This is a genomic window from Pseudomonas oplopanacis (assembly GCF_057128725.1).
This window is the reverse complement of record NZ_JBSKHV010000017.1, coordinates 66,792-86,775: the sequence shown is the minus strand read 5'-3', so window position 1 is coordinate 86,775 and position 19,984 is coordinate 66,792. Positions and strand designations below refer to the sequence as shown.

Annotated in this window: 24 protein-coding genes; 9 read left to right on the top strand and 15 right to left on the bottom strand. The window is 61.5% G+C overall.

Annotation, left to right across the window (positions count from 1 at the left end):
• The first annotated feature begins 128 nt into the window (after positions 1 to 128).
• Complete coding sequence (locus ACWKV5_RS25920) at positions 129 to 2,012, top strand: TonB-dependent receptor domain-containing protein (protein ID WP_483843550.1); 1,884 nt, start codon at positions 129 to 131, stop codon at positions 2,010 to 2,012.
• A 120-nt stretch (positions 2,013 to 2,132) separates the two neighbouring features.
• On the opposite strand, the gene ACWKV5_RS25915 is transcribed toward ACWKV5_RS25920, so the two are convergent.
• The 12 genes from ACWKV5_RS25915 to nrdR form a co-directional block, all read right to left on the bottom strand.
• The gene (locus ACWKV5_RS25915) at positions 2,133 to 2,933 is read right to left on the bottom strand and encodes a cobalamin-binding protein (protein WP_483843549.1); all 801 of its coding nucleotides are present in this window, start codon (positions 2,931 to 2,933) and stop codon (positions 2,133 to 2,135) included.
• Positions 2,933 to 3,352, bottom strand: a complete 420-nt coding sequence (locus tag ACWKV5_RS25910; RefSeq protein WP_483843548.1) for an MFS transporter — start codon at positions 3,350 to 3,352, stop codon at positions 2,933 to 2,935. The genes ACWKV5_RS25915 and ACWKV5_RS25910 overlap by 1 nt, the downstream gene beginning before the upstream one ends.
• A complete protein-coding gene (ribA, locus tag ACWKV5_RS25905) occupies positions 3,349 to 3,966 on the bottom strand; it encodes a GTP cyclohydrolase II (protein WP_027924335.1) in 618 nt (205 codons plus the stop codon). Before ribA ends, ACWKV5_RS25910 begins: the two co-directional genes overlap by 4 nt.
• Before the next feature lie 249 nt (positions 3,967 to 4,215).
• The gene (locus tag ACWKV5_RS25900) at positions 4,216 to 4,950 is read right to left on the bottom strand and encodes a substrate-binding periplasmic protein (RefSeq protein ID WP_483843547.1); all 735 of its coding nucleotides are present in this window, start codon (positions 4,948 to 4,950) and stop codon (positions 4,216 to 4,218) included.
• A 21-nt stretch (positions 4,951 to 4,971) separates the two neighbouring features.
• A complete protein-coding gene (locus ACWKV5_RS25895; protein WP_123433385.1) occupies positions 4,972 to 5,475 on the bottom strand; it encodes a phosphatidylglycerophosphatase A family protein in 504 nt (167 codons plus the stop codon).
• Positions 5,472 to 6,437 (bottom strand): thiamine-phosphate kinase, encoded by a 966-nt coding sequence (gene thiL, locus ACWKV5_RS25890; RefSeq protein ID WP_483843546.1) that lies wholly within the window; start codon positions 6,435 to 6,437, stop codon positions 5,472 to 5,474. The genes ACWKV5_RS25895 and thiL overlap by 4 nt, the downstream gene beginning before the upstream one ends.
• A gap of 21 nt (positions 6,438 to 6,458) precedes the next feature.
• Positions 6,459 to 6,959, bottom strand: coding sequence for a transcription antitermination factor NusB (nusB, locus tag ACWKV5_RS25885; RefSeq protein ID WP_123433383.1), 501 nt, complete (start codon positions 6,957 to 6,959; stop codon positions 6,459 to 6,461).
• Entirely contained in the window at positions 6,956 to 7,432 is a 477-nt protein-coding gene (ribH, locus tag ACWKV5_RS25880) for a 6,7-dimethyl-8-ribityllumazine synthase (RefSeq protein WP_003185938.1), read from the bottom strand. Before ribH ends, nusB begins: the two co-directional genes overlap by 4 nt.
• A gap of 91 nt (positions 7,433 to 7,523) precedes the next feature.
• Positions 7,524 to 8,615, bottom strand: a complete 1,092-nt coding sequence (gene ribBA, locus ACWKV5_RS25875; RefSeq protein ID WP_007944233.1) for a bifunctional 3,4-dihydroxy-2-butanone-4-phosphate synthase/GTP cyclohydrolase II — start codon at positions 8,613 to 8,615, stop codon at positions 7,524 to 7,526.
• Between the two features lie 30 nt (positions 8,616 to 8,645).
• A complete protein-coding gene (locus ACWKV5_RS25870; protein WP_483843545.1) occupies positions 8,646 to 9,308 on the bottom strand; it encodes a riboflavin synthase in 663 nt (220 codons plus the stop codon).
• Positions 9,309 to 9,355: 47 nt separating this feature from the next.
• Positions 9,356 to 10,489 carry a bifunctional diaminohydroxyphosphoribosylaminopyrimidine deaminase/5-amino-6-(5-phosphoribosylamino)uracil reductase RibD gene (ribD, locus tag ACWKV5_RS25865; RefSeq protein ID WP_483843544.1) on the bottom strand — a complete coding sequence of 378 codons (1,134 nt, stop codon included), beginning with the start codon at positions 10,487 to 10,489 and terminating at the stop codon, positions 9,356 to 9,358.
• Positions 10,486 to 10,950 (bottom strand): transcriptional regulator NrdR, encoded by a 465-nt coding sequence (gene nrdR, locus ACWKV5_RS25860; protein WP_003228656.1) that lies wholly within the window; start codon positions 10,948 to 10,950, stop codon positions 10,486 to 10,488. Before nrdR ends, ribD begins: the two co-directional genes overlap by 4 nt.
• 127 nt (positions 10,951 to 11,077) lie before the next feature.
• Between nrdR and ACWKV5_RS25855 the strand changes: the two genes are divergently transcribed.
• The 3 genes from ACWKV5_RS25855 to trxA all read left to right on the top strand — a co-directional run bounded on the left by ACWKV5_RS25855 (position 11,078) and on the right by trxA (position 13,247).
• Entirely contained in the window at positions 11,078 to 11,542 is a 465-nt protein-coding gene (locus ACWKV5_RS25855; RefSeq protein WP_483843543.1) for a YbaY family lipoprotein, read from the top strand.
• Positions 11,539 to 12,195, top strand: coding sequence for a class I SAM-dependent methyltransferase (locus ACWKV5_RS25850; RefSeq protein ID WP_483843542.1), 657 nt, complete (start codon positions 11,539 to 11,541; stop codon positions 12,193 to 12,195). The genes ACWKV5_RS25855 and ACWKV5_RS25850 overlap by 4 nt, the downstream gene beginning before the upstream one ends.
• Before the next feature lie 179 nt (positions 12,196 to 12,374).
• Entirely contained in the window at positions 12,375 to 13,247 is an 873-nt protein-coding gene (trxA, locus tag ACWKV5_RS25845; RefSeq protein WP_483843541.1) for a thioredoxin, read from the top strand.
• 91 nt (positions 13,248 to 13,338) lie between these two features.
• Here the strand turns inward: trxA and ACWKV5_RS25840 are convergent, their stop codons facing one another.
• Positions 13,339 to 13,677, bottom strand: coding sequence for a hypothetical protein (locus tag ACWKV5_RS25840; protein ID WP_483843540.1), 339 nt, complete (start codon positions 13,675 to 13,677; stop codon positions 13,339 to 13,341).
• 135 nt (positions 13,678 to 13,812) lie between these two features.
• On the opposite strand from ACWKV5_RS25840, the gene ACWKV5_RS25835 reads away from it, so the two are divergent.
• From ACWKV5_RS25835 to ACWKV5_RS25815, 5 genes are all read left to right on the top strand, one after another.
• Positions 13,813 to 14,391, top strand: coding sequence for a DUF2796 domain-containing protein (locus ACWKV5_RS25835; RefSeq protein WP_483843539.1), 579 nt, complete (start codon positions 13,813 to 13,815; stop codon positions 14,389 to 14,391).
• A 136-nt stretch (positions 14,392 to 14,527) separates the two neighbouring features.
• Positions 14,528 to 15,238, top strand: a complete 711-nt coding sequence (locus ACWKV5_RS25830; protein WP_027924348.1) for an ABC transporter ATP-binding protein — start codon at positions 14,528 to 14,530, stop codon at positions 15,236 to 15,238.
• Position 15,239: 1 nt separating this feature from the next.
• On the top strand, positions 15,240 to 16,505 hold the full coding sequence (locus ACWKV5_RS25825; RefSeq protein ID WP_483843538.1) for an ABC transporter permease: 1,266 nt from the start codon (positions 15,240 to 15,242) through the stop codon (positions 16,503 to 16,505).
• Positions 16,506 to 16,516: 11 nt separating this feature from the next.
• Positions 16,517 to 17,035 (top strand): DUF3299 domain-containing protein, encoded by a 519-nt coding sequence (locus ACWKV5_RS25820; protein WP_027924350.1) that lies wholly within the window; start codon positions 16,517 to 16,519, stop codon positions 17,033 to 17,035.
• 222 nt (positions 17,036 to 17,257) lie between these two features.
• Positions 17,258 to 17,959, top strand: a complete 702-nt coding sequence (locus tag ACWKV5_RS25815) for an OmpW/AlkL family protein (protein WP_483843537.1) — start codon at positions 17,258 to 17,260, stop codon at positions 17,957 to 17,959.
• 101 nt (positions 17,960 to 18,060) lie between these two features.
• On the opposite strand, the gene ACWKV5_RS25810 is transcribed toward ACWKV5_RS25815, so the two are convergent.
• Together ACWKV5_RS25810 and ACWKV5_RS25805 are read right to left on the bottom strand one after the other, a co-directional pair.
• Positions 18,061 to 18,990, bottom strand: a complete 930-nt coding sequence (locus ACWKV5_RS25810; RefSeq protein ID WP_483843536.1) for an NAD-dependent epimerase/dehydratase family protein — start codon at positions 18,988 to 18,990, stop codon at positions 18,061 to 18,063.
• Positions 18,983 to 19,867, bottom strand: a complete 885-nt coding sequence (locus tag ACWKV5_RS25805; protein WP_483843535.1) for a sugar nucleotide-binding protein — start codon at positions 19,865 to 19,867, stop codon at positions 18,983 to 18,985. Before ACWKV5_RS25805 ends, ACWKV5_RS25810 begins: the two co-directional genes overlap by 8 nt.
• Between the last annotated feature and the right edge of the window lie 117 nt (positions 19,868 to 19,984).

The window sequence follows — 19,984 nt, the reverse complement described above, 5'->3', positions numbered from 1 at the left end:
CTGTGGGAGCGAGCCTGCTCGCGAATACGGACTGTCAGTCGAGTTAGATTTTGACTGACACACCGCGTTCGCGAGCAGGCTCGCTCCCACATTTGATTTGTGCTTACCCCGAATACCACGGACTGCCGATGAAACTCTCCCCCCTCGCCCTGACGCTGACCCTGCTGCCGGCCGGCCAATTGCTGGCCGACAGCTTCGAACGCGATCAAGCGTTGAAACTGCCCGACGTGCTGATCACCGCCAACCGGCAGGTCGAAGCACGCAACGATAGCAGCGCCGCCAACACGGTGTTCACCCGCGAAGACATCGATCGTCTGCAACCGAACAGCATCACCGACCTGCTCAACCGGGTGCCGGGCGTGCAAGTGGCGCAAACCGGTGGGCGCGGCAGTCTGCCGGGGGTTTACATCCGCGGTACCCAGTCGGCGCAAAGCCTGGTGCTGGTCGACGGCCAGCGCATCGGCAATTCGACCTCGGGTGACAGCAACCTGCAGCACATCAACATCGAACAGGTCGAGCGCGTAGAAGTGTTGCGCGGCTCCCGTTCGGTGATTTATGGCAGCGATGCGATTGGCGGGGTGATTCAGATCTTCACCCGCCGTGGCGACGAGCAAGGTCTGCAACCGCGAATGCACGTCGGTTTTGGCAGCAACCAGACCTGGGAGCGCAGCCTTGGGTTGTCCGGCGGCGATGAAAAAACCCGCTTCAACCTCGGCGCCAGCCTCAACGAAACCGCCGGGATCAATCGCACGCACGAGTCGTACCCCAGCGACATCGATCACGATGAGTACCGCAATCAATCGGTCAGTTTCAGCGTCAGTCACGCGCTCACCGATGACCTGGAAATCGGCGCCAACGTGCTGGATAACCGGGGCAAAAGCGAGTTCGACAACCCGTTTGGCCGCTTCGACACCACCACCTTCGAATCCGTGCAGCAACAGCCTTACAGCGATTTCGAGGTGAGCAGCGTCAGCAGTTACGTTGATGCGCGGGTTACCGATACCTGGAAGACCCGCGTCGAATTCGGCCACAGCGAAAACCGCGAGAAGACCCTCGACAAGCTCAGCGATGAACGCAGCGTCTTCAACACCTACCGCGACTCGGTGAACTGGCAGAACGACCTGACGCTCAACGACCGTAACAGCCTGCTCCTGGGCGGCGACTGGTATGAAGACCGAATCAACAGCAGCACGGCGTTCGATGAAGACAGTCGCTGGAACCGCGCGGCATTTATCCAGCATCACTATCGGGCGGACAGTTTTTCTACCGAACTGGGCCTGCGCCACGATGACAACCAACAGTTTGGTGGACAGAACAGCTGGAGCGGCACCCTAACCTTGCCGGTGAACCCGGACAACGACGTGCTGCTGACCTACAGCGAAGGCTTTCGCGCGCCGACGTTCAACGACTTGTACTACCCGGACTTCAGCAACCCGGACCTGAAACCTGAAACGTCGAAAAGCTATGAGCTGCAATGGCGCAGCCAGTTAACCGAAAACAGTCGACTGGAAGCGTCGCTGTACCGCACCGACCTTGAAGACGCGATTATTTTCGGTAGCAACTCGCGGCCAGAGAACGTGGCATCGGCGCGGATCAACGGTTTCGAAGCGGCACTGAAACAGGAACTGTTCGGCTGGCAGAGCAACCTTGGCGTGGCGATCATCGACCCGCGGGATCGCGATACCGGCCATACCCTGGCCCGTCGCGCACGGCGGACATTGAGCCTGGACCTGGACCGACAATTTGATCGCCTGGGCCTCGGCGCCAGTTGGCAAGCGGTCAGCAGCAGCTATGACGACCTGAACAATCAACAGCCACTCGGTGGCTATGCATTGTTGGGGTTACGCAGCAGCTGGGCGCTCGACCGTGAGATCAAGCTGGAGCTGAAGCTCGATAACTTGCTGGATAAAGGCTATAGCCGGGCGCTGTATAGCCATGATGGCAGTGAGTATGGGTATCGCGAGGAAGGTCGGGCGTTGATGTTTGGGGTGACCTGGACACCCGGGATCTGATCTGAAATTTGTGGTGCTTGGGCTGGCCTTTTCGCGAGCAGGCTCGCTCCCACATTGGATTTGTGAGCGCCACAATTCCCCTGTGGGAGCGAGCCTGCTCGCGAAGGCCGCACCTCGGTCTCAGCGGTCCGGCGCAATCAACCGGCAAAGCTTGGCCGTCGCATCGACCATCTGCCCACTCGGCCGCTCCAGCCCCTTGTCCGTCACCAGCAGCAATTGCCCCCGCGCCACCGCCGCCACCTGCGGCCACGCCTTCCACGCCTCGAGCTGGGCCTGATCACTGGCCAGAATCACCTCGGGATTACGCTGCAACACCGCCTCGACACTGACTTGCGGCGCCGGCAATGTCTGGTCGGCAAACACGTTGCGCGCCCCGCAGACTTCCAGCGCATCACTGATGATTTGCCCGCCACCCACGGTGTACAGCGGCCGATCCCAGACCTGATAAAACACCCGCAACGGCTCCTCCCGTCGATAGCGCTGACGCAGGTTTTCCAGTTTTTGCCGCAGGTCAGTCGCCAACGTCACGCCCCGTTCGGGCCGGCCGAGTTGCGTGGCGATGGCTTCGATTTGTGCCGCGAGTTGGTCGAGGGTGTGGGGTTCGGCGACGAAGGTGGGAATGTTCAAGCGCTTGAGCTGTTCACGCTGGGCCGGGCCAACGCTGCCCGGCCAAAGCAGCAGCAAATCGGGTTTGAGACTGAGCAAACGCTCCATGTCCAACTGACCGTAGCGACCAACCGAAGGAAGGTCTTTGAGTTCGGCAGGACGTTCACCGGCATCCAGCACCCCGACCAGCAGGTCGGCTGAACCCAGTTCAACCACGATTTCAGAAAGGGACGGCGCGAGGCTGACGACCCGCTCGACGGCAGTCGCCGAGCCGCTGGCGGCCAACAGCAAAACCGCCAGCCAGGCCCGACGCATCAGCCGAGTTGACGCGGAATACGGTAGAGGTAGAACAGCACCGCGGTCGACAGCGCCAGCAGCACCAACGGTACGGCTTCGAGGCCGACGAACACCGCCAGCGCACCAATCCAGGCCGGCAATGCAGCCGCTAGGAACGCGGTACGTCGCTTGGCGGCCAGGACGATCCAGGCGGCGGGTTCTTCAGGCGTATCGAGGGCTTTTTGCGTGGCGATCAGGGCGTGCTTGTAGCCACCGAAAAACTTCAGGCTGACAAACATCGACGCCACACCCGCAATGAACAGCGGCATCGCCAGCACCGGCAGGATCGCCTCGCCCTGGCCGAACACGCCGTTGATCACGAACAACGGCAACAAGGCCAGCGCCAGGTATTGCCACCAACTGAACGACAACCGCCGCCGAACCTGACCGCGGGTCACGCCCGATCCGCCTCGCCCTGATGCTCGTTGCCCATCATGTGGTCGAGCTTGCTGGCCTTGGTGGCCAGGTAGAGTTTGTTGTGCGGGTTGTGACCGGTGTGCAACGGCACGCGCTCGGCGACCACGATGCCCATGTCGGTCAAGGCTTTGACCTTGCGCGGGTTGTTGGTCATCAGGCGCAGGGATTTCACGCCCAGGTGCTCTAGCATCGGCAGGCACATGGCGTAATCACGCTGGTCGGCTGCAAAGCCCAGGCGCTCGTTGGCTTCAACGGTATCGGCGCCGCCGTCCTGCAACTCATAGGCGCGGATCTTGTTCAGCAGGCCAATGCCACGGCCTTCCTGACGCAGGTACAGCAACACGCCACGGCCTTCACGGGCGATGGCCTGCAACGCGGCTTCAAGTTGCGAACCGCAGTCGCAACGCTGGCTGAACAAGGCATCGCCCGTCAGGCATTCGGAGTGCAACCGGCCGAGTACCGGGGCACCGTCGGCGAACTCACCCAGGCTCAGCACAACGTGCTCGCGCCCGTTTTCTTCATCGAGAAAGCCGTGCATGGTGAATTGCGCAAAAGGCGTTGGCAGCTTGGAAGCGGCGACAAAAACGACAGGCACCGGTGTGCTCCTGATCAATAAGTACTGGAGATTCGCAGACGCGGCATTGTAACAGCAGGTTCCTACAGACGCTTAGGCTGAATTATGGGGCATAACGATCAAAATGTTAGATCTCAGGCCCACCCTGCCCCTGTAGGAGTGAGCCTGCTCGCGAAAGCAGTCTGGCATTCGCCATTGATGTCGACTGGCACACCGTCTTCGCGAGCAGGCTCGCTCCCACAGGGTTCATCACCGGTCGTAGATCCGTGTTCAGTTCGCGTCGAACGGGTAAGGCTGTTTCCAGCGTTCGAAGATGGGTTTGAGTGTGCCGTTTTTTACCAACAGATCCATGCGCTGATCGAACAATGCCATCAAGGCGCGGGCCTTGGGCGTATTGGCGAAGCACAGGTACAACGGCAATTCAGTGATGTGCGTGCGACGGAACTGGGCAGGATCCTTGGCCCGTTTGACGATGTAATCGATCTCGGTCAGCGCGTCGATGTAAAAATCGGCGCGGTTGTGGGTCAGCATCGACAAAATGCCGGTGCGCCGCACGACCTCGTTGTAGCGCTGCACGCCAGGCAGGTATTTCTGGTACTCGTAACCGCGGACCCAGGCCAGTCGATAGTTGCCGAGCGTCTGTGGGTTCGGTGCCGGATTACTCGCCAGGCCGAGGGCGTAGATGTGATCGGTATCGTAATTCCAGCGTGGATAAAGCACATCGCTGACCTCGTCACGGTAAGAGCCGACGCAGGCATCCACTTCGCCGCGCTGGGCCAGGCCCACGGCGCGGGTGTAAGGTTCGGTACGCAAGTCGAGCTTGACCCCGGCCGGCTCGAAGATGGCCCGCATCACGTCCCAGCCCAGGCCATGCCCGTCAGCGGCGGTGTAGTCTTCCCATTCTTCGCTGGCCAGATGAATCACGGACGGCGTCGGCGCGGCATCCCCCGCCTGGGCGAGTGAGCATACCATTGCGAAAACCACCGCCAACCAGCGCCGAACCATCCCAGTCCCCTGCTTCGCCCGTCAGGCGAAAATCCTTACCAGCCCTTGCATCGCCAACCACGCAAATACACCGGCCAGCACGTCGTCGAGCATGATCCCGACGCCGCCATGCACATGCCGGTCGATCCAGCGAATCGGCCATGGCTTGAGAATGTCGAAGAAGCGGAACATCAGGAAACCCGCCAGCAACCAGTACCAACCTTCCGGCACCAGCCACAGGGTGATCCACATCCCGACCATTTCGTCCCAGACGATGCCCTCGTGGTCGTGCACGCGCAAATCGTCGGCCACTTTGCCGCACAGCCAGAAGCCGAACAGCATGGTGATACCCAGCATCAGCCAGTAGGCCCAATCGGGCATCATTTGCCACAACGGGATAAAGGGTAGCGCAACTAACGAACCCCACGTGCCCGGTGCCTTTGGCAGGGTCCCCGAGCCGAAGCCGAACGCCAGGAAATGCCAGGGGTTGCGCCAGACCGAGGGCGGTACGAACTCCGCCGGGACCTGTTTGGGATGATCTGTCACGGTGTCTCCCGAAAATGTTGATAGCCCCGGGTTTGCGGGGTGATGTCTTGTCCATCGGCATCCAGCAGCGCCACGCCCTGCCCCGTCACGACACGCCCGACCACATGGATCGGCCAGCCGTTTGCCAGCAATGTCGGCAACTCGACGGACGGTAGGGTGAAGGCGAGTACATAATCGTCGCCGCCGCTGAGGGCTGCGGTTTCGGCAGCGGATTGACCGAGGAAGGTCACTAACGCGGCCGACACGGGCAGCTTACTCCGCTCAAGCTGAATGCCGACCTTCGACGCCAGCGCGATGTGGCCGCAGTCGGCGAGCAGGCCGTCGGAGATGTCCAGCGCCGAGGTGGCTTTGCCACGCAACGCCTGACCCAACGCCAGTTGCGGCTGCGGTGACCAATAATGCGCCAGCAACGGCTCGGCAACGGCTGCATCAGCCGTTCGCTGCCCCAACACCAGAGGCAAAGCCCCGGCTGCGTTGCCCAACTCGCCACCTACGCACAACAAATCGCCAGGCTGCGCGCCGCTGCGGGTCAGCGCCTGACCGGCCGGCACACGACCAAACACAGTCATGGTCAGGCTCAGCGGCCCACGGGTGGTATCGCCGCCCACCAACGCCACGCCGCAGCGTTGCGCCATGAGGTTCAAACCACGGGAGTACGCCTCCAGCCAATCGGCAGTCACCGTCGGCAAGGTCAGGGCAAGGGTAAAGGCAATGGGAGTGGCGCCCATGGCAGCCAGATCGCTGACGGCCACAGCCAGCGAGCGCTGACCGAGCAGAAACGGGTCGCAAGGATCTGCGAAATGCACACCGGCAACGAGTGTGTCGGTGGAAATCGCCAACTGCTCCCCGGGAGGAACAGCCAGCAAGGCGCAGTCATCGCCGATCCCGAGGGCAACGCCTTCGCCGCCTTGCGCACAGGGCGCGGCGGCGAAGAAATTGCGGATCAGCTCAAACTCGCCCATTGGCAGCAAATCAAGCGCAAATCAGCGCTTGAACGCCTTCACTTCAGCTTCACGCAGACGTGGGGCCAGCTTGTCGAGTACACCGTTGACGAACTTGTGGCCGTCGGTGGAACCGAAGACTTTCGCCAGCTCGATACCTTCGTTGATCACAACGCGGTAAGGAACGTCGACGCGCTCCAGCAGTTCCCAGGTGGACAGGCGCAGAACGGCCAGTTCAACCGGGTCCAGCTCGTCGATGGTGATGTCCAGGCAAGGCGTCAGGGCCGCATCGATCTTGTCCTTCTGCGCCGGAACCCCGTGAAGGATTTCGCGGAAGTAGGCACCGTCGACATCACTGAAATCGTTATCGACCCGGAACTGCGCTTCGATCTCGTTCAACGACTGCTTGGCCATGTGCCATTGGTACAGCGCCTGAGTCGCGAGCTGACGGGCTTCGCGACGCTTGACGCTTTTCGATGGCTTGCCGGCATCCGCAGGCTTTGGATCGCGCGGGTTGAAACGATCGCTATCGTCGCTAATCACTTGGCCTCCAACTGCGCCAGCAGGCTGACCATTTCCAGAGCGGACAGGGCAGCTTCGGCACCTTTGTTACCGGCCTTGGTGCCGGAACGTTCGATGGCTTGCTCGATGGAATCAACGGTCAGCACGCCGAACGCGACTGGAACGCCGAACTCCATGGACACCTGGGCCAGGCCCTTGGTGCATTCGCCTGCCACGTATTCGAAGTGCGGAGTGCCGCCACGAATGACCGCGCCCAGGGCGATGATTGCCGCGTATTCGCCTTTCTGAGCGACTTTCTGCGCAACCAGCGGAATTTCGAAGGCGCCAGGAGCGCGGATGATGGTGATGTCGCTTTCGCTTACGCCGTGGCGAACCAGGGCATCCACTGCACCGCTGACCAGACTTTCAACGACGAAGCTGTTGAAACGGCCCACTACCAAAGCGTAGCGGCCTTTAGGGGCGATGAAGGTACCTTCGATGGTCTTCAGGGTCATTCGTTAGATCTCTTAAAGAGCCGGGACGCGTTTTCTACGCATCCCTCAGTGATTTGTTAGCCGCGAATCAAGGACTGGAAACAACCGGTCATTATTCGGAGGGCACGTATTCTACAACTTCCAGATCGAAACCGGATATCGCATTAAATTTCATTGGCGCACTCATCAGGCGCATTTTGCGTACGCCCAGGTCCCGAAGGATCTGCGAACCGGCACCGACGATGCTGTAGGTGGTCGGTTTTTTCACGGCCGCCTGGTCGGCGGTTTCGCGAATGTGCGCCAGCAACACGTCGCCATCGAGCGGGTGACCGAGCAACAGCACCACACCGCTGCCAGCCTCGGCGACCGCAGCCATGGCGGCGCGCAGGCTCCAGCGGCCCGGTTGCTTGACCATCAGCAGGTCGCGCAGCGGGTCCATGTTGTGCACGCGAACCAGGGTCGGTTCTTCGGCGCAGACAGTGCCCAGCGTCAGGGCCATGTGCACGTCGCCTTCCACGGAATCACGATAGGTCACCAGGTTGAATTGGCCCAGTTCGCTGTCCAGTGGCTGCTCGGCAATCCGCTGAACGGTACGTTCGTGGATCATCCGGTAGTGAATCAGGTCGGCGATGGTGCCGATCTTGATGTCGTGTTCGGCAGCGAAAGCTTCCAGCTCGGCGCGACGGGACATGGTGCCGTCGTCGTTCATCACTTCGCAGATCACACCGCTCGGCTCGAAACCGGCCATGCGCGCCAGGTCGCAAGCGGCTTCAGTGTGACCAGCGCGAGCCAGGGTGCCGCCGGCCTGGGCCATCAGCGGGAAGATATGACCGGGGCTGACGATGTCTTCAGCCTTCGCGTCTTTCGCGGCGGCCGCTTGCACGGTGCGTGCGCGGTCAGCGGCGGAGATGCCGGTGGTCACGCCTTCGGCCGCTTCGATCGACACGGTGAACTTTGTGCCGAAGCCGGAACCGTTGCGCGGCGCCATCAATGGCAGCTTCAGCAATTCGCAACGTTCGCGGCTCATCGGCATGCAGATCAGGCCACGGGCGTGCTTGGCCATGAAGTTGATGTGCTCGGGCTTGCAGCATTCGGCGGCCATGATCAGGTCGCCTTCATTCTCGCGGTCTTCGTCATCCATGAGGATGACCATCTTGCCTTGGCGGATGTCTTCAACCAGTTCTTCGATGCTATTGAGCGCCACAAGGCACCCCCTTTCTTTGAAATTTGAGCTTCAGGATTTGAGGTAGCCGTTTTGGGCCAGAAAGCTTTCGGTAATGTTACTGGAAGTCGGCTCTGCAGCCTTGTCACCCAGCAACAGACGCTCCAGATAACGCGCCAGCAAGTCGACTTCCAGGTTCACCCGGCGACCAGGCTGGTACGACGCCATGATGGTTTCGCTCAGGGTATGCGGAATGATCGTCAGCATGAATTCGGCGCCATCGACCGCGTTCACGGTCAGGCTGGTGCCGTCGACGGTGATCGAGCCTTTGTGGGCGATGTACTTGGCCAGCTCTTTCGGCGCGCGGATGCGGAATTCCACGGCGCGCGCGTTTTCGGTACGGGCAACCACTTCGCCCACGCCATCGACGTGACCGCTGACCAGATGCCCGCCGAGGCGAGTGGTCGGGGTCAGGGCTTTTTCCAGGTTCACCGGGCTGCCGCTCTTGAGGTCGTTCATGGCGGTGCAGTCGAGGGTTTCGCGGCTGACGTCGGCGGCAAAGCCGTTGCCCGGCAGTTCAACCGCGGTCAGGCACACGCCGTTGACCGCGATGCTGTCGCCCAGCTTGACGTCGCTCAGGTCGAGCTTGCCGGTTTCTACGTGGACCCGCACATCACCGCCCTTTGGGGTCAATGCACGAATACTGCCGATGGATTCGATGATGCCGGTAAACATGAGGTTCTCCTCGAGAACAAAGCCAGCGCTGTAGCGATGGCCGGGAATTATACGCTGGCGGCTGGCGAAGGAATGGCAGTGACCCGCCAGTCATCGCCAACCGCGCGAATTTCGATGATTTTAAGCTCGGGCGCATCCTTCATTTGCGCGAGCGGCCAGTCGAGCAACGGCCGCGCCGAAGAACCAAGGAACTTGCCGGCAATGAAAATCTGGAATTCATCCACCAATCCTTGCTGCGCGAAAGCACCGGCCAGACGCGGCCCGGCTTCGACCAATACCTCGTTGACGTCACGGGCGGCAAGCGCGACCAGCAATTGGCACAGATCGACCTGACCGTCAACGCCGGGCACGATCAGGCATTCCGGGCCATTGGCGTATTGCTCCTCGACCGCTACGCAGGTGGCGACCAACGCCGGGCCGGCCTTGAAGAACGGCGCATTCAGCGGCACCCGCAGGCGACCATCGACCAGTACACGCAGCGGCGGACGGCTCATGGCCAACGCGGTTTGCTCCGCATCCAGGCCTAATTCATCAGCGCGCACGGTCAACCGGGCGTTGTCCGCCAGCACCGTGTCGGCGCCGGTCAGCACGACGCCGGCCTGGGCACGCAGGCGCTGCACCGCCGAACGCGCGGCAGGGCCGGTGATCCATTGGCTTTCGCCACTTTCCATCGCGGTGCGACCGTCCAGGCTCATGGCCAACTTGACCCGCACGAACGGCAAGCCGTGTTCCATGCGCTTGAGGAACCCTTGATTGAGCTTGCGCGCCTCGCCTTCCAGCACACCACTTTCGGTGGCAATCCCGGCCTGGGCCAGGCGTTGCAGACCGCGACCGGCGACTTCCGGGTTCGGGTCCTGCATCGCCGCAACCACCCGGGCGACCCCGGCATTCACCAGCGCATCGGCACAGGGCGGCGTGCGGCCGTGGTGGCTGCACGGCTCAAGGGTCACATAGGCAGTGGCGCCACGGGCCTTGTCGCCAGCGGCGCGCAGGGCATGGACTTCGGCATGCGGCTCGCCGGCGCGCACGTGCCAGCCTTCGCCGACAATCTGTCCGTCCCGCACAATCACGCAGCCCACCCGAGGGTTGGGGTGCGTCGTGTAATGCCCCTTGCGCGCCAGTTCCAGCGCGCGGGCCATGTAATGAGCGTCGAGGATGGCGTGTTCGGCGGGCGTATTCATTCTTTCACCGGCTCACGGGCCAGGCGATCGATCTCTTCGCGGAACTCGTTGAGGTCCTGGAAGCGCCGATACACGGAGGCGAAGCGGATATAGGCGACTTCGTCGAGCTTCTGCAGCTCGGCCATCACCAGTTCACCGACCACGAGGGATTTGACCTCGCGCTCGCCGGTGGCGCGCAGTTTGTGTTTGATGTGTACCAGCGACGATTCGAGGCGCTCGACACTCACCGGGCGCTTCTCCAGCGCTCGCTGCATGCCGGCACGCAGTTTTTCTTCGTCGAAGGGCTGACGGCTGCCGTCGGTTTTGATCAGGCGCGGCAACACCAGTTCGGCAGTCTCGAACGTCGTGAAACGCTCGCCGCAGGCCAGGCATTCACGCCGGCGGCGCACCTGTTCGCCCTCGGCGACCAGACGCGAGTCGATGACCTTGGTGTCGTTGGCACCGCAGAAGGGACAGTGCATGGTGGCAGGCAACAAAAAAAGGGAGGGCCATGGTAGCGCATCCCGGTGGCAAGACAAGCCATAGGGTTTACGGTATACAGACGCCTATAGTGCTTGATCCATGGATTTCACCTTGCTGGAGCCGTAAATGTCCTTAAGACCGCTCGTTTTGCTCAGTCTTTTCAGCCTGCTGGTGGCCTGCAGCAGCGATGCGCCCAAGCCCCAGCCGCCGACGCCCGGGCCCGCCCCGCAGGCTGCGCAGAAAAAAGCCCAGGAGTCGGCCAATCTTGGGCCGCTGCCCGCGTACCAGCGTGAATTGAGCGGCACCTTGCAAGGCGTGCCGGCCGGCGCCGAGGTCGAACTGGCGCTGCTGGTGATCGACGAAAAGGATCGCCCGCAACAATTGCTCGCCAGTTCCACCTTGATCGGCACCAATCAACTGCTGCCGTTTCACCTGCGCTTCAACCCGGAATCGTTCCCGACCGGTGCCCGCGTTGAACTGCGCGGCCGCGCCAGCCAGTCCGGCCAACTGATTCTGCATCTGCCGTCGCAGGTCATTTCCCAGCCCACCACGCAGGCCATGGGTCAGCTGCAATTCGTCAAAGCGCCATGATTGCACCGCTCGACCTGCAACAGGCCTTGGGTGAACTGCTCGGTGATGCGCAGCTTGTGCCTGTGGCATTGCCCGATACCGAGCTGAAACTCTGGCTGATCGACGGCGACAACATGGACCGAGCGTTCAGCCCCGAAGAAACCCGGCGGATTCTGCATGAACCGCCCTACTGGAGTTTCTGCTGGGCCAGTGGTCTGGCGGTGGCGCGTTATCTCGCCGAATTCCCGGAGTGGGTCAAAGGCAAACGAGTGCTGGATTTCGGTGCCGGTTCGGGGGTCGCGGGGATTGCCGCCGTGAAGGCCGGCGCGCTGGAAGTGGTGGCCTGTGACCTCGACCCGCTGGCGATTGCCTCATGCCGGGCGAATGCCGAACTCAATGACGTACAGCTCAATTACTCGACCGACTTTTTCGCCGAGGTGGACCGGTTTGACCTGATCCTGGTCGCCGACGTGCTCTACGACCGGGCGAACCTGCCGCTGCTCGATGAGTTTTTGACCCGTGGTAAAGAGGCGTTGGTGGCGGATTCGCGGGTCCGGGATTTTCGCCATCCGATGTATCAGCGCATTGAAATGCTCGAAGCGATGACCTTGCCGGACCTGGCTGAGCCTGAAGAGTTTCGGCATGTGAGCCTTTACCATGCGCGGCGCAGCTAAAAGCTTCGCGAGCAGGCTCGCTCCCACACTGAATCTGCATCACACCCAAAACCTCTGTGGGAGCGAGCCTGCTCGCGAAGGCGTCCTGTCAGACAACACGTCTCTGACCACCACCCCGCTTTCAGCCGTACCCCGCCAAGCCGTATAGTTGCCCCATTCACGCTTCCAAGAGATCCCCCATGAGTCAGGAAACGCCGTACATCTTCGACGCCACGACTGCTGATTTCGACCAGTCGGTGATCGAGAACTCTTTCCACAAACCGGTGCTCGTGGATTTCTGGGCCGAATGGTGTGCGCCCTGCAAAGTGCTGATGCCATTGCTGCAGACCATTGCCGAGAGTTATCAGGGCGAATTGCTGCTGGCCAAGGTCAACTGCGACCTGGAGCAAGACATCGTCGCCCGTTTCGGCATTCGCAGCCTGCCAACCGTGGTGCTGTTCAAGGACGGTCAACCGGTCGACGGCTTTGCCGGTGCGCAACCGGAATCCGCCGTGCGGGCGATGCTTGAACCTCACGTTCAAATGCCGCCACCTGCCGCGGCCGACCCGTTCGAGCAGGCTCAGGCGCTGTTTGACGAAAGCCGCTTTGCCGACGCCGAAGCCGTGCTCACAGTGCTGCTGGGCGAAGACAACACCAACGCCAAGGCGCTGATCCTCTATGCCCGTTGCCTCACCGAGCGCGGTGAGTTGGGTGAAGCGCAAACCGTGCTCGACGCAGTCAAGAGCGATGAACACAAAGCGGCGCTGGCCGGCGCCAAGGCGCAGATCCAGTTTCTCGGTCAGGCCAAGGATTTGCCGGATGCGGCAGACCTGAAAGCGCGTCTGGCCAAAGACCCGCAGGACGATGAAGCGGTGTATCAACTGGCGATTCAGCAACTGGCTCGCCAGCAATACGACGCGGCGCTGGATGCGTTGCTCAAGCTGTTCATCCGCAATCGCAGCTACAGCGAAGGTTTGCCGCACAAGACCTTGCTGCAGGTGTTCGAACTGCTGGGCAATGATCATCCGCTGGTGACCACGTACCGCCGCAAGCTGTTTGCTGCGTTGTACTGATCGTGACCTGTAGGAGCCGGCTTGCTGGCGATGAACGATGACGCGGTTCACCTGATGAAACGCAGCGTCTGCATCGCCAGCAAGCCGGCTCCTACAACCAGCGGTACATCGGCGTATCCGCGCCGCTTTCCACCTTCACATCCGGGCTATGGCGCAACCGCACCAACAGGCGTTTGCCCGACGCCGCGCTGCCGGTCAGCCCTTCCAGCTGATCGAGCAAATCCGGCCCGCTCAATTGCCCGGCCTGGCGCAGCAGGTCCTTGGCGATCTGCCACAGCGCCTCATCCTGAGTCACCGGTTTGGCCGGGGCGACACTGGCCTCGGGCTTGCTTACCTGCAACTGCGCGCCGAGCTTCGCCCAGTCGCCGTCATCCATCTCCAGCGTCAAATCCACCGGCCAGTCGCCGATGCTTCCGCGAATTCGCAACATAAGTCCGCTCCTGCACATTTCTGACCTGCATGCTCCCATGGGACTTGTGCAACGCCAAGTAGCCGGTCAAACTCCCCGTACTTACGTTATAAGATTACATAACAAACTCTTCACTTTACTTTCCGGAGACCCGCCATGCGTCGTCTGCTGCTTGCTTTGCCGTTTGCCTTGTTGCCGTTGGCCGTCGCCCACGCCGCCGATGAACATGATCATGAGCACGGCAGTCTCGGCGCCCACGAACATGGCGTCGGCCGCTTGAACGCAGCACTGGACGGCCAGACCTTGGAGTTGGAACTGGAAAGCCCGGCGATGAACCTGGTGGGTTTCGAACACGCGGCCACCACGGATGCCGACAAAGCCAAGGTCGCCGCCGTCCGTGCGCAGCTGGAGAAACCGCTGGCGCTGTTTAACCTGCCGAAAGCCGCCGGTTGCGTGGTTGCCATGCAGGAACTGGAAAGCCCGCTGTTCGGTGACAAGCCGGACGCCGACGATGATCACGATGCAGATGCCAAGGACGAACATCACCACGACCACAGCGAAATCCACGCTCACTATCAATTCACCTGCGCAGCGCCCGGCGCCCTGAAAACCCTGGACCTGGCGACCCTCTTCAACACGTTCCCGGCCACCCAGAAAATTCAGGTACAACTGATCGGCCCGAGCGGGCAGCAAGGTGTTGAAGTGACCGCCAAGGCCGCGGCCCTGAAATTCTAACTCCACCGCAAATCCCCGTGGGAGCGAGCCTGCTCGCGAAGAGGCCGTCACATCCAACAGAAATGTTGCCTGTCACACAGCCTTCGCGAGCAGGCTCGCTCCCACAAGGGTTCACTTATCACCTGACCGGTTTCACATGACCCAAGCACTCATCGAACTGTCCGACCTGGGCTTCAGCTGGCCCGGTCACCCGCCGTTGCTGGACATCCCGGCGTTTCGCCTGGAGCCTGGCGAAACCCTGTTCCTCAAAGGCCCGAGCGGCAGTGGCAAAACCACTCTGCTGGGCCTGCTCGGTGGCGTGCAGAAACCTGATCGCGGCAGCATTCGCCTGCTCGGCCAGGAATTGACCGAACTCGGTGCCGGCGCCCGCGACCGCTTCCGCGTCGACCACACCGGTTACATCTTCCAGCAATTCAATTTGCTGCCATTCCTGTCGGTGCGCGAGAACGTCGAACTGCCCTGCCACTTCTCCAAACTGCGCGCCGAACGGGCGAAACAGCGCCACGGCAGCGTCGATCAGGCCGCGGCCACCCTCCTCGCCCATTTGGGTTTGAAGGATGAAAGCATCCTCAGCCGCCGCGCCGACTCGCTGTCCATCGGTCAGCAACAACGCGTGGCCGCAGCACGAGCGCTGATCGGCCAGCCGGAACTGGTCATCGCCGATGAGCCGACGTCGGCGCTGGACTACGACGCCCGGGAAAACTTCATTCGCCTGTTGTTCGCCGAATGCCGAGAAGCCGGGTCGAGCCTGTTGTTTGTCAGCCATGACCAGAGCCTCGCGCCGCTGTTCGATCGCAACCTGTCGCTGGCCGAACTCAATCGCGCCGCCACCCCGTCCGAGGTCTGAGATGTATTTGTTTCGTCTAGCCATGGCCAGTCTGGCTAACCGGCGCTTCACCGCGATTCTCACCGCGTTCGCCATCGCCCTGTCGGTGTGCCTGCTGTTGGCGGTCGAGCGCGTGCGCACCGAAGCCAAAGCCAGTTTCGCCAGCACCATCAGCGGCACCGACCTGATCGTTGGCGCGCGTTCGGGTTCGGTGAACCTGCTGCTGTATTCCGTGTTCCGGATCGGCAACGCCACCAACAACATTCGCTGGGACAGCTTCGAACACTTCGCCAACAACCCGAAAGTGAAGTGGGCGATTCCGATGTCCCTCGGCGATTCCCATCGCGGTTACCGGGTGATGGGCACCACCGAGGCCTACTTCGAGCATTACCAGTACGGCCACCAGCAACACCTGGAACTGGCCGACGGCCGCGCCTTCGCTACCGATCCGTTTGAAGTGGTGCTCGGTGCGGAAGTCGCCGATGCGCTGCACTACAAACTCGGCGACAAACTGGTGCTGTCCCACGGCGTGGCGGTGATCAGCCTGGTCAAGCACGACGACAAACCGTTTACCGTGGTCGGCATTCTCAAGCGCACCGGCACCCCGGTGGACCGCACGTTGCACATCAGCCTCGGCGGCATGGAAGCGATTCACATCGACTGGCACAACGGCGTGCCGGCCCGAGGTGAAGGCCGGATCAGCGCCGATCAGGCGCGCAACATGGACCTCACGCCGCAAGCGATCACGGCATTCATGCTCGGCCTCAACAGCAAGATTTCGACGTTTGCGGTGCAACGCGAGATCAACGAATTCCGCGGTGAGCCGATGCTAGCGATCCTCCCCGGCGTGGCGCTGCAAGAGTTGTGGAGCCTGATGAGCACGGCGGAAAAAGCCTTGTTTGTGGTCTCGCTGTTCGTGGTGCTGACCGGGTTGATCGGCATGCTCACGGCGATTCTCACCAGCCTGAATGAACGCCGACGCGAGATGGCAATTCTGCGCTCGGTGGGCGCCCGACCGTGGCACATCGCGACCTTGCTGGTGCTGGAGGCATTTGCGTTGGCGCTGTCCGGGGTGATCGCCGGCGTGGCGTTGCTGTATGTGTGCATCGCCGCCGCCCAGGGTTACGTGCAAGCCAATTACGGCTTGTACCTGCCGCTGGCGTGGCCGAGCGAGTATGAATGGACGCTGCTCGGTGGCATCCTGATCGCCGCTTTGCTGATGGGCAGCGTGCCGGCCTGGCGCGCGTATCGCCAATCGTTGGCCGATGGCCTGTCGATCCGACTATGAGGACGTTGAACATGCCCCGCGCCGTACTCGCGCTGCTGATGCTGGTCGCCCTGCCCCTGTGGGCGGCCGAGCCGAAAGACCTGACCTGGTCAGAAATGATCCCGCCGGACGCCGCGCCGGAAGTGCCGAACATGACGCCCCTGCATGACTTGTCGCAGATGAGCAGCACCCTGGCGGCCGAGTCGGCACCTGCCGCCAAACAGGACATGCCGAATGCACCGGTGGTGAAGAGTCTGGATGGCCAGAACATTCGCCTGCCGGGCTATATCGTGCCGCTGGAAGTGAGTGAAGACGGACGGACCACGGATTTTCTGCTGGTGCCGTACTTCGGCGCCTGCATCCACGTACCGCCACCGCCGTCGAACCAGATCGTGCATGTGAAAAGCGAAGTCGGCGTGAAGCTGGATGAGCTGTATCAGCCGTACTGGATCGAGGGGGCGATGCAGGTCAAGGCCTCGACCAGCGAGCTGGCGGATGCCGGGTATCAGATGGAGGCGGACAAGATTTATGTGTATGAATTGCCGGAGTGAATCCGGCAGTTCTGTGTCGTCCATCAGATAGCTTTCGCGAGCAGGCTCACTCCTACAGGGATCACCTAAACCTTGCGGGAGCGAGCCTGCTCGCGAAGAGGCCCTCGAACCCACCCCAAAAACCATAGCCATCACTGTTTCATTGAGCTGAATCAAAAGACCGTATCAGAGCGCTTTGTACCATTGGACATCGAAAATTTTTAACGTCCTCTGGAGCCCTCCATGCACAAGTCCTTGCTCAGCGCTTCGCTGTTTGCCTTAGCGCTCACAGCCCCGCTCGCCCACGCCTTCGAGGCCGGCGACATCCTCATTCGTGCCGGTGCCATCACCGTCAACCCGAAAGCCGACAGTTCCAGCGTCAAGGTCGACCAAGGCCCGCTGGCCGGTACCAACCTGGGTGGCAAAGCCACCATGGACAGCGACACGCAGCTGGGCCTGAACTTTGCCTACATGATTGACCCACACTGGGGTATCGAGCTGCTGGCGGCCACCCCGTTCGAACATGATGTGAAACTCAAAGGCACTGCTTTAGGTTCAGCGGCCAACGGCAAACTCGGCACCCTGAAACACCTGCCGCCGACCTTGAGTGTCGTGTACTACCCGCTCGACTCGAAATCCGATTTCCAGCCGTACCTCGGCGCCGGTATCAACTACACCGTGATTTATGACGAACACGTCGGCAGCGAAGCGCAAGCCAAGGGCTTCAGCAATTTCGAGGCTGAAAACTCGTGGGGCCTGGCGTTTCAGGTCGGTGCTGACTACATGATCACCGACAACATCCTGATCAACGCCCAGGTGCGTTACATCGACATCGACACCCGCGCAACGGTCGAAAACGACTCGCTGGCGCCTGGCACACGTGCCAAGGTCAATGTCGACGTGGACCCGTTCATTTACATGGTTGGCCTGGGTTACAAGTTCTAAGAAAGCCTTTGTGGCGAGGGAGCTTGCTCCCTCGCCACAAGTACTACCCCGGCAACAAAAAAGGCGCCTCAACAGGCGCCTTTTTTGTGGCTGTAAAAAACTCAGCGTCCCAGCAACCGTGCCAGGCCCTCACTCATCGGTGTCTGCTCGCGGAAGCTGAAGCGCTGCAGCAATCGCTGGTTGTTTGCCCGGGAATGGCGGATATCGCCAGAACGCGCTGGTCCGTAGCTGATCGGTGGCAACTCGCCCACCACCGCTTCCAGCGCCTGGAGCATTTGCTTGAGGCTGGTCGCCTGGTTCCAGCCGACATTCACTGCGCCGACTTCAACCTGTGGTTTTTCGATGGCTTGCACCAGCAGGTCCACCAGATCTTCGACATAGACGAAGTCGCGCGTTTGCTCGCCATCGCCGAACAAGGTGATCGGCAGGCCTTTGTGTGCCCGCTCGCTGAAAATGCTGATCACCCCGGAATACGGCGAGGACGGGTCCTGACGCGGGCCAAAGATGTTGAAAAAGCGGAAAATCACCGGTTCCAGTGCATGCTGGCGCCGATAGAAATCGAAGTAGTACTCGCTCGCCAGTTTGTCCGACGCATACGGCGTCAGCGGCGCTTTAGCGGTGTCTTCATCGATCGATTCACCTTCGCCATTGTTGCCGTAAACCGCCGCACTGGAGGCAAACAGCACACGCTTGACGCCAGCCTGGCGCATGGCTTCGCAGACATTCAGCGAGCTGATGAAGTTGCTCTGGTGAGTCTTCACCGGATCATCCACCGAGGCCTGTACCGACGCCACCGCAGCCAGGTGCGCCACAGCGCTGCAACCGAGCATCGCCTGAGCCACCAGCGCAGCATCGGCGACGTCGCCGACGATCAATTCAAGCTTGGGGTTATCCAGCGGCAGGTTGCTGCGTTTGCCGGTGGACAGGTCATCGAGAATGCGCACCGAATGACCCTTGGCGAGCAAGGCGTCGGTCAGGTGCGAGCCGATGAAACCGGCGCCGCCGGTGATTAAAACGGGTCCGTCAGCCATGGCGATAAAACCTGTCCAGTAAGCCCGGGAGTGCCGCGCGCCAGGCACGAGGCTTGATCCCGAAGGTGTGCAAAATTTTCTTGCAGGCCAGCACCGCGTGTTGCGGCTCTTCGGCGGCATCCGCGCGCGCGGCGTGCGCCTGGGCGGTCGGTGCCTCGATGGCCAGCGGATGCAGGCTGCGTGCTTCGGTCAGGATGGCCTGCCCCAGCGCCAGCGGCGTGGTCGCCTCATGCCCGGCGTAATGATAGGTGCCCCACAGCGGCGCTGCACAATCGAGTTGCTTGAGCACCGAGATGATCACCCGTGCCGCATCGTCGACCGGGGTCGGGTTGCCCCGGCGGTCGTCGGCCAGCAGCAGTTCGTCGGGTGTTTCGGCCCGAGCAAGGAAACGCCCGAGCGAGCCGTCAGGGCTGTCATCGAGCAGCCAGCCGAAACGTAGCAAGACGTGCTGCGGGCAGGTCGCGCGAACACTTTGTTCGATGCGCCACAGCGCCTGACCGCGCAGGCCCAGCGGCACCGGCTCATCTTTTTCGCTGTAGGCGGTGGCACGGGAGCCATCGAACACGCGATAGCTCGAGGGCTGCAGCAAAACGATGTTGTGATGCTGGCACAGTTCGGCCAGACGCTCGACTGCACGCTCCTGCCCGGCCAGACGTTGCTCGCTGACCGCTTCCGCCTGAAACCAGTCGAAGTAGTAGGCGAGGTTGATCAGCGCGTCCGGACGGGTGTCGTCGAGCAGTTGCGTCAGGCTCGCGGCATCCCAGCCGTCTTGCGGGGGGCGGGGGGCGAGGAAACCGATGTCTTCCTCCGCACCGAGGCGAATCAGCGCCTGCCCAAGGGCATTTCCGCCGCCCAGTAACATAAGGCGCATTCGCATAGAGTCAGCAGGCCCAGTCTGATTGGAACGATGGCTGTATCGGCACGGCCCGCGGGCAATGCCGTTGATAGTTGCCGGAATCGTTGCATTTTGCGGGTTTAGTGCGCAACCGTCATC

What these genes read in the sequence shown, in the direction of transcription:
- ACWKV5_RS25920 (WP_483843550.1), top strand. Translation starts at nt 129, where the DNA reads ATGAAACTCTCCCCCCTCGCCCTGACGCTGACCCTGCTGCCGGCCGGC.
- ACWKV5_RS25915 (WP_483843549.1), bottom strand. Translation starts at nt 2,933, where the DNA reads ATGCGTCGGGCCTGGCTGGCGGTTTTGCTGTTGGCCGCCAGCGGCTCG.
- ACWKV5_RS25900 (WP_483843547.1), bottom strand. Translation starts at nt 4,950, where the DNA reads ATGGTTCGGCGCTGGTTGGCGGTGGTTTTCGCAATGGTATGCTCACTC.
- thiL (WP_483843546.1), bottom strand. Translation starts at nt 6,437, where the DNA reads ATGGGCGAGTTTGAGCTGATCCGCAATTTCTTCGCCGCCGCGCCCTGT.
- ribH (WP_003185938.1), bottom strand. Translation starts at nt 7,432, where the DNA reads ATGACCCTGAAGACCATCGAAGGTACCTTCATCGCCCCTAAAGGCCGC.
- ACWKV5_RS25870 (WP_483843545.1), bottom strand. Translation starts at nt 9,308, where the DNA reads ATGTTTACCGGCATCATCGAATCCATCGGCAGTATTCGTGCATTGACC.
- ribD (WP_483843544.1), bottom strand. Translation starts at nt 10,489, where the DNA reads ATGAATACGCCCGCCGAACACGCCATCCTCGACGCTCATTACATGGCC.
- nrdR (WP_003228656.1), bottom strand. Translation starts at nt 10,950, where the DNA reads ATGCACTGTCCCTTCTGCGGTGCCAACGACACCAAGGTCATCGACTCG.
- ACWKV5_RS25855 (WP_483843543.1), top strand. Translation starts at nt 11,078, where the DNA reads ATGTCCTTAAGACCGCTCGTTTTGCTCAGTCTTTTCAGCCTGCTGGTG.
- ACWKV5_RS25850 (WP_483843542.1), top strand. Translation starts at nt 11,539, where the DNA reads ATGATTGCACCGCTCGACCTGCAACAGGCCTTGGGTGAACTGCTCGGT.
- trxA (WP_483843541.1), top strand. Translation starts at nt 12,375, where the DNA reads ATGAGTCAGGAAACGCCGTACATCTTCGACGCCACGACTGCTGATTTC.
- ACWKV5_RS25840 (WP_483843540.1), bottom strand. Translation starts at nt 13,677, where the DNA reads ATGTTGCGAATTCGCGGAAGCATCGGCGACTGGCCGGTGGATTTGACG.
- ACWKV5_RS25835 (WP_483843539.1), top strand. Translation starts at nt 13,813, where the DNA reads ATGCGTCGTCTGCTGCTTGCTTTGCCGTTTGCCTTGTTGCCGTTGGCC.
- ACWKV5_RS25830 (WP_027924348.1), top strand. Translation starts at nt 14,528, where the DNA reads ATGACCCAAGCACTCATCGAACTGTCCGACCTGGGCTTCAGCTGGCCC.
- ACWKV5_RS25825 (WP_483843538.1), top strand. Translation starts at nt 15,240, where the DNA reads ATGTATTTGTTTCGTCTAGCCATGGCCAGTCTGGCTAACCGGCGCTTC.
- ACWKV5_RS25820 (WP_027924350.1), top strand. Translation starts at nt 16,517, where the DNA reads ATGCCCCGCGCCGTACTCGCGCTGCTGATGCTGGTCGCCCTGCCCCTG.
- ACWKV5_RS25815 (WP_483843537.1), top strand. Translation starts at nt 17,258, where the DNA reads ATGCACAAGTCCTTGCTCAGCGCTTCGCTGTTTGCCTTAGCGCTCACA.
- ACWKV5_RS25810 (WP_483843536.1), bottom strand. Translation starts at nt 18,990, where the DNA reads ATGGCTGACGGACCCGTTTTAATCACCGGCGGCGCCGGTTTCATCGGC.
- ACWKV5_RS25805 (WP_483843535.1), bottom strand. Translation starts at nt 19,867, where the DNA reads ATGCGAATGCGCCTTATGTTACTGGGCGGCGGAAATGCCCTTGGGCAG.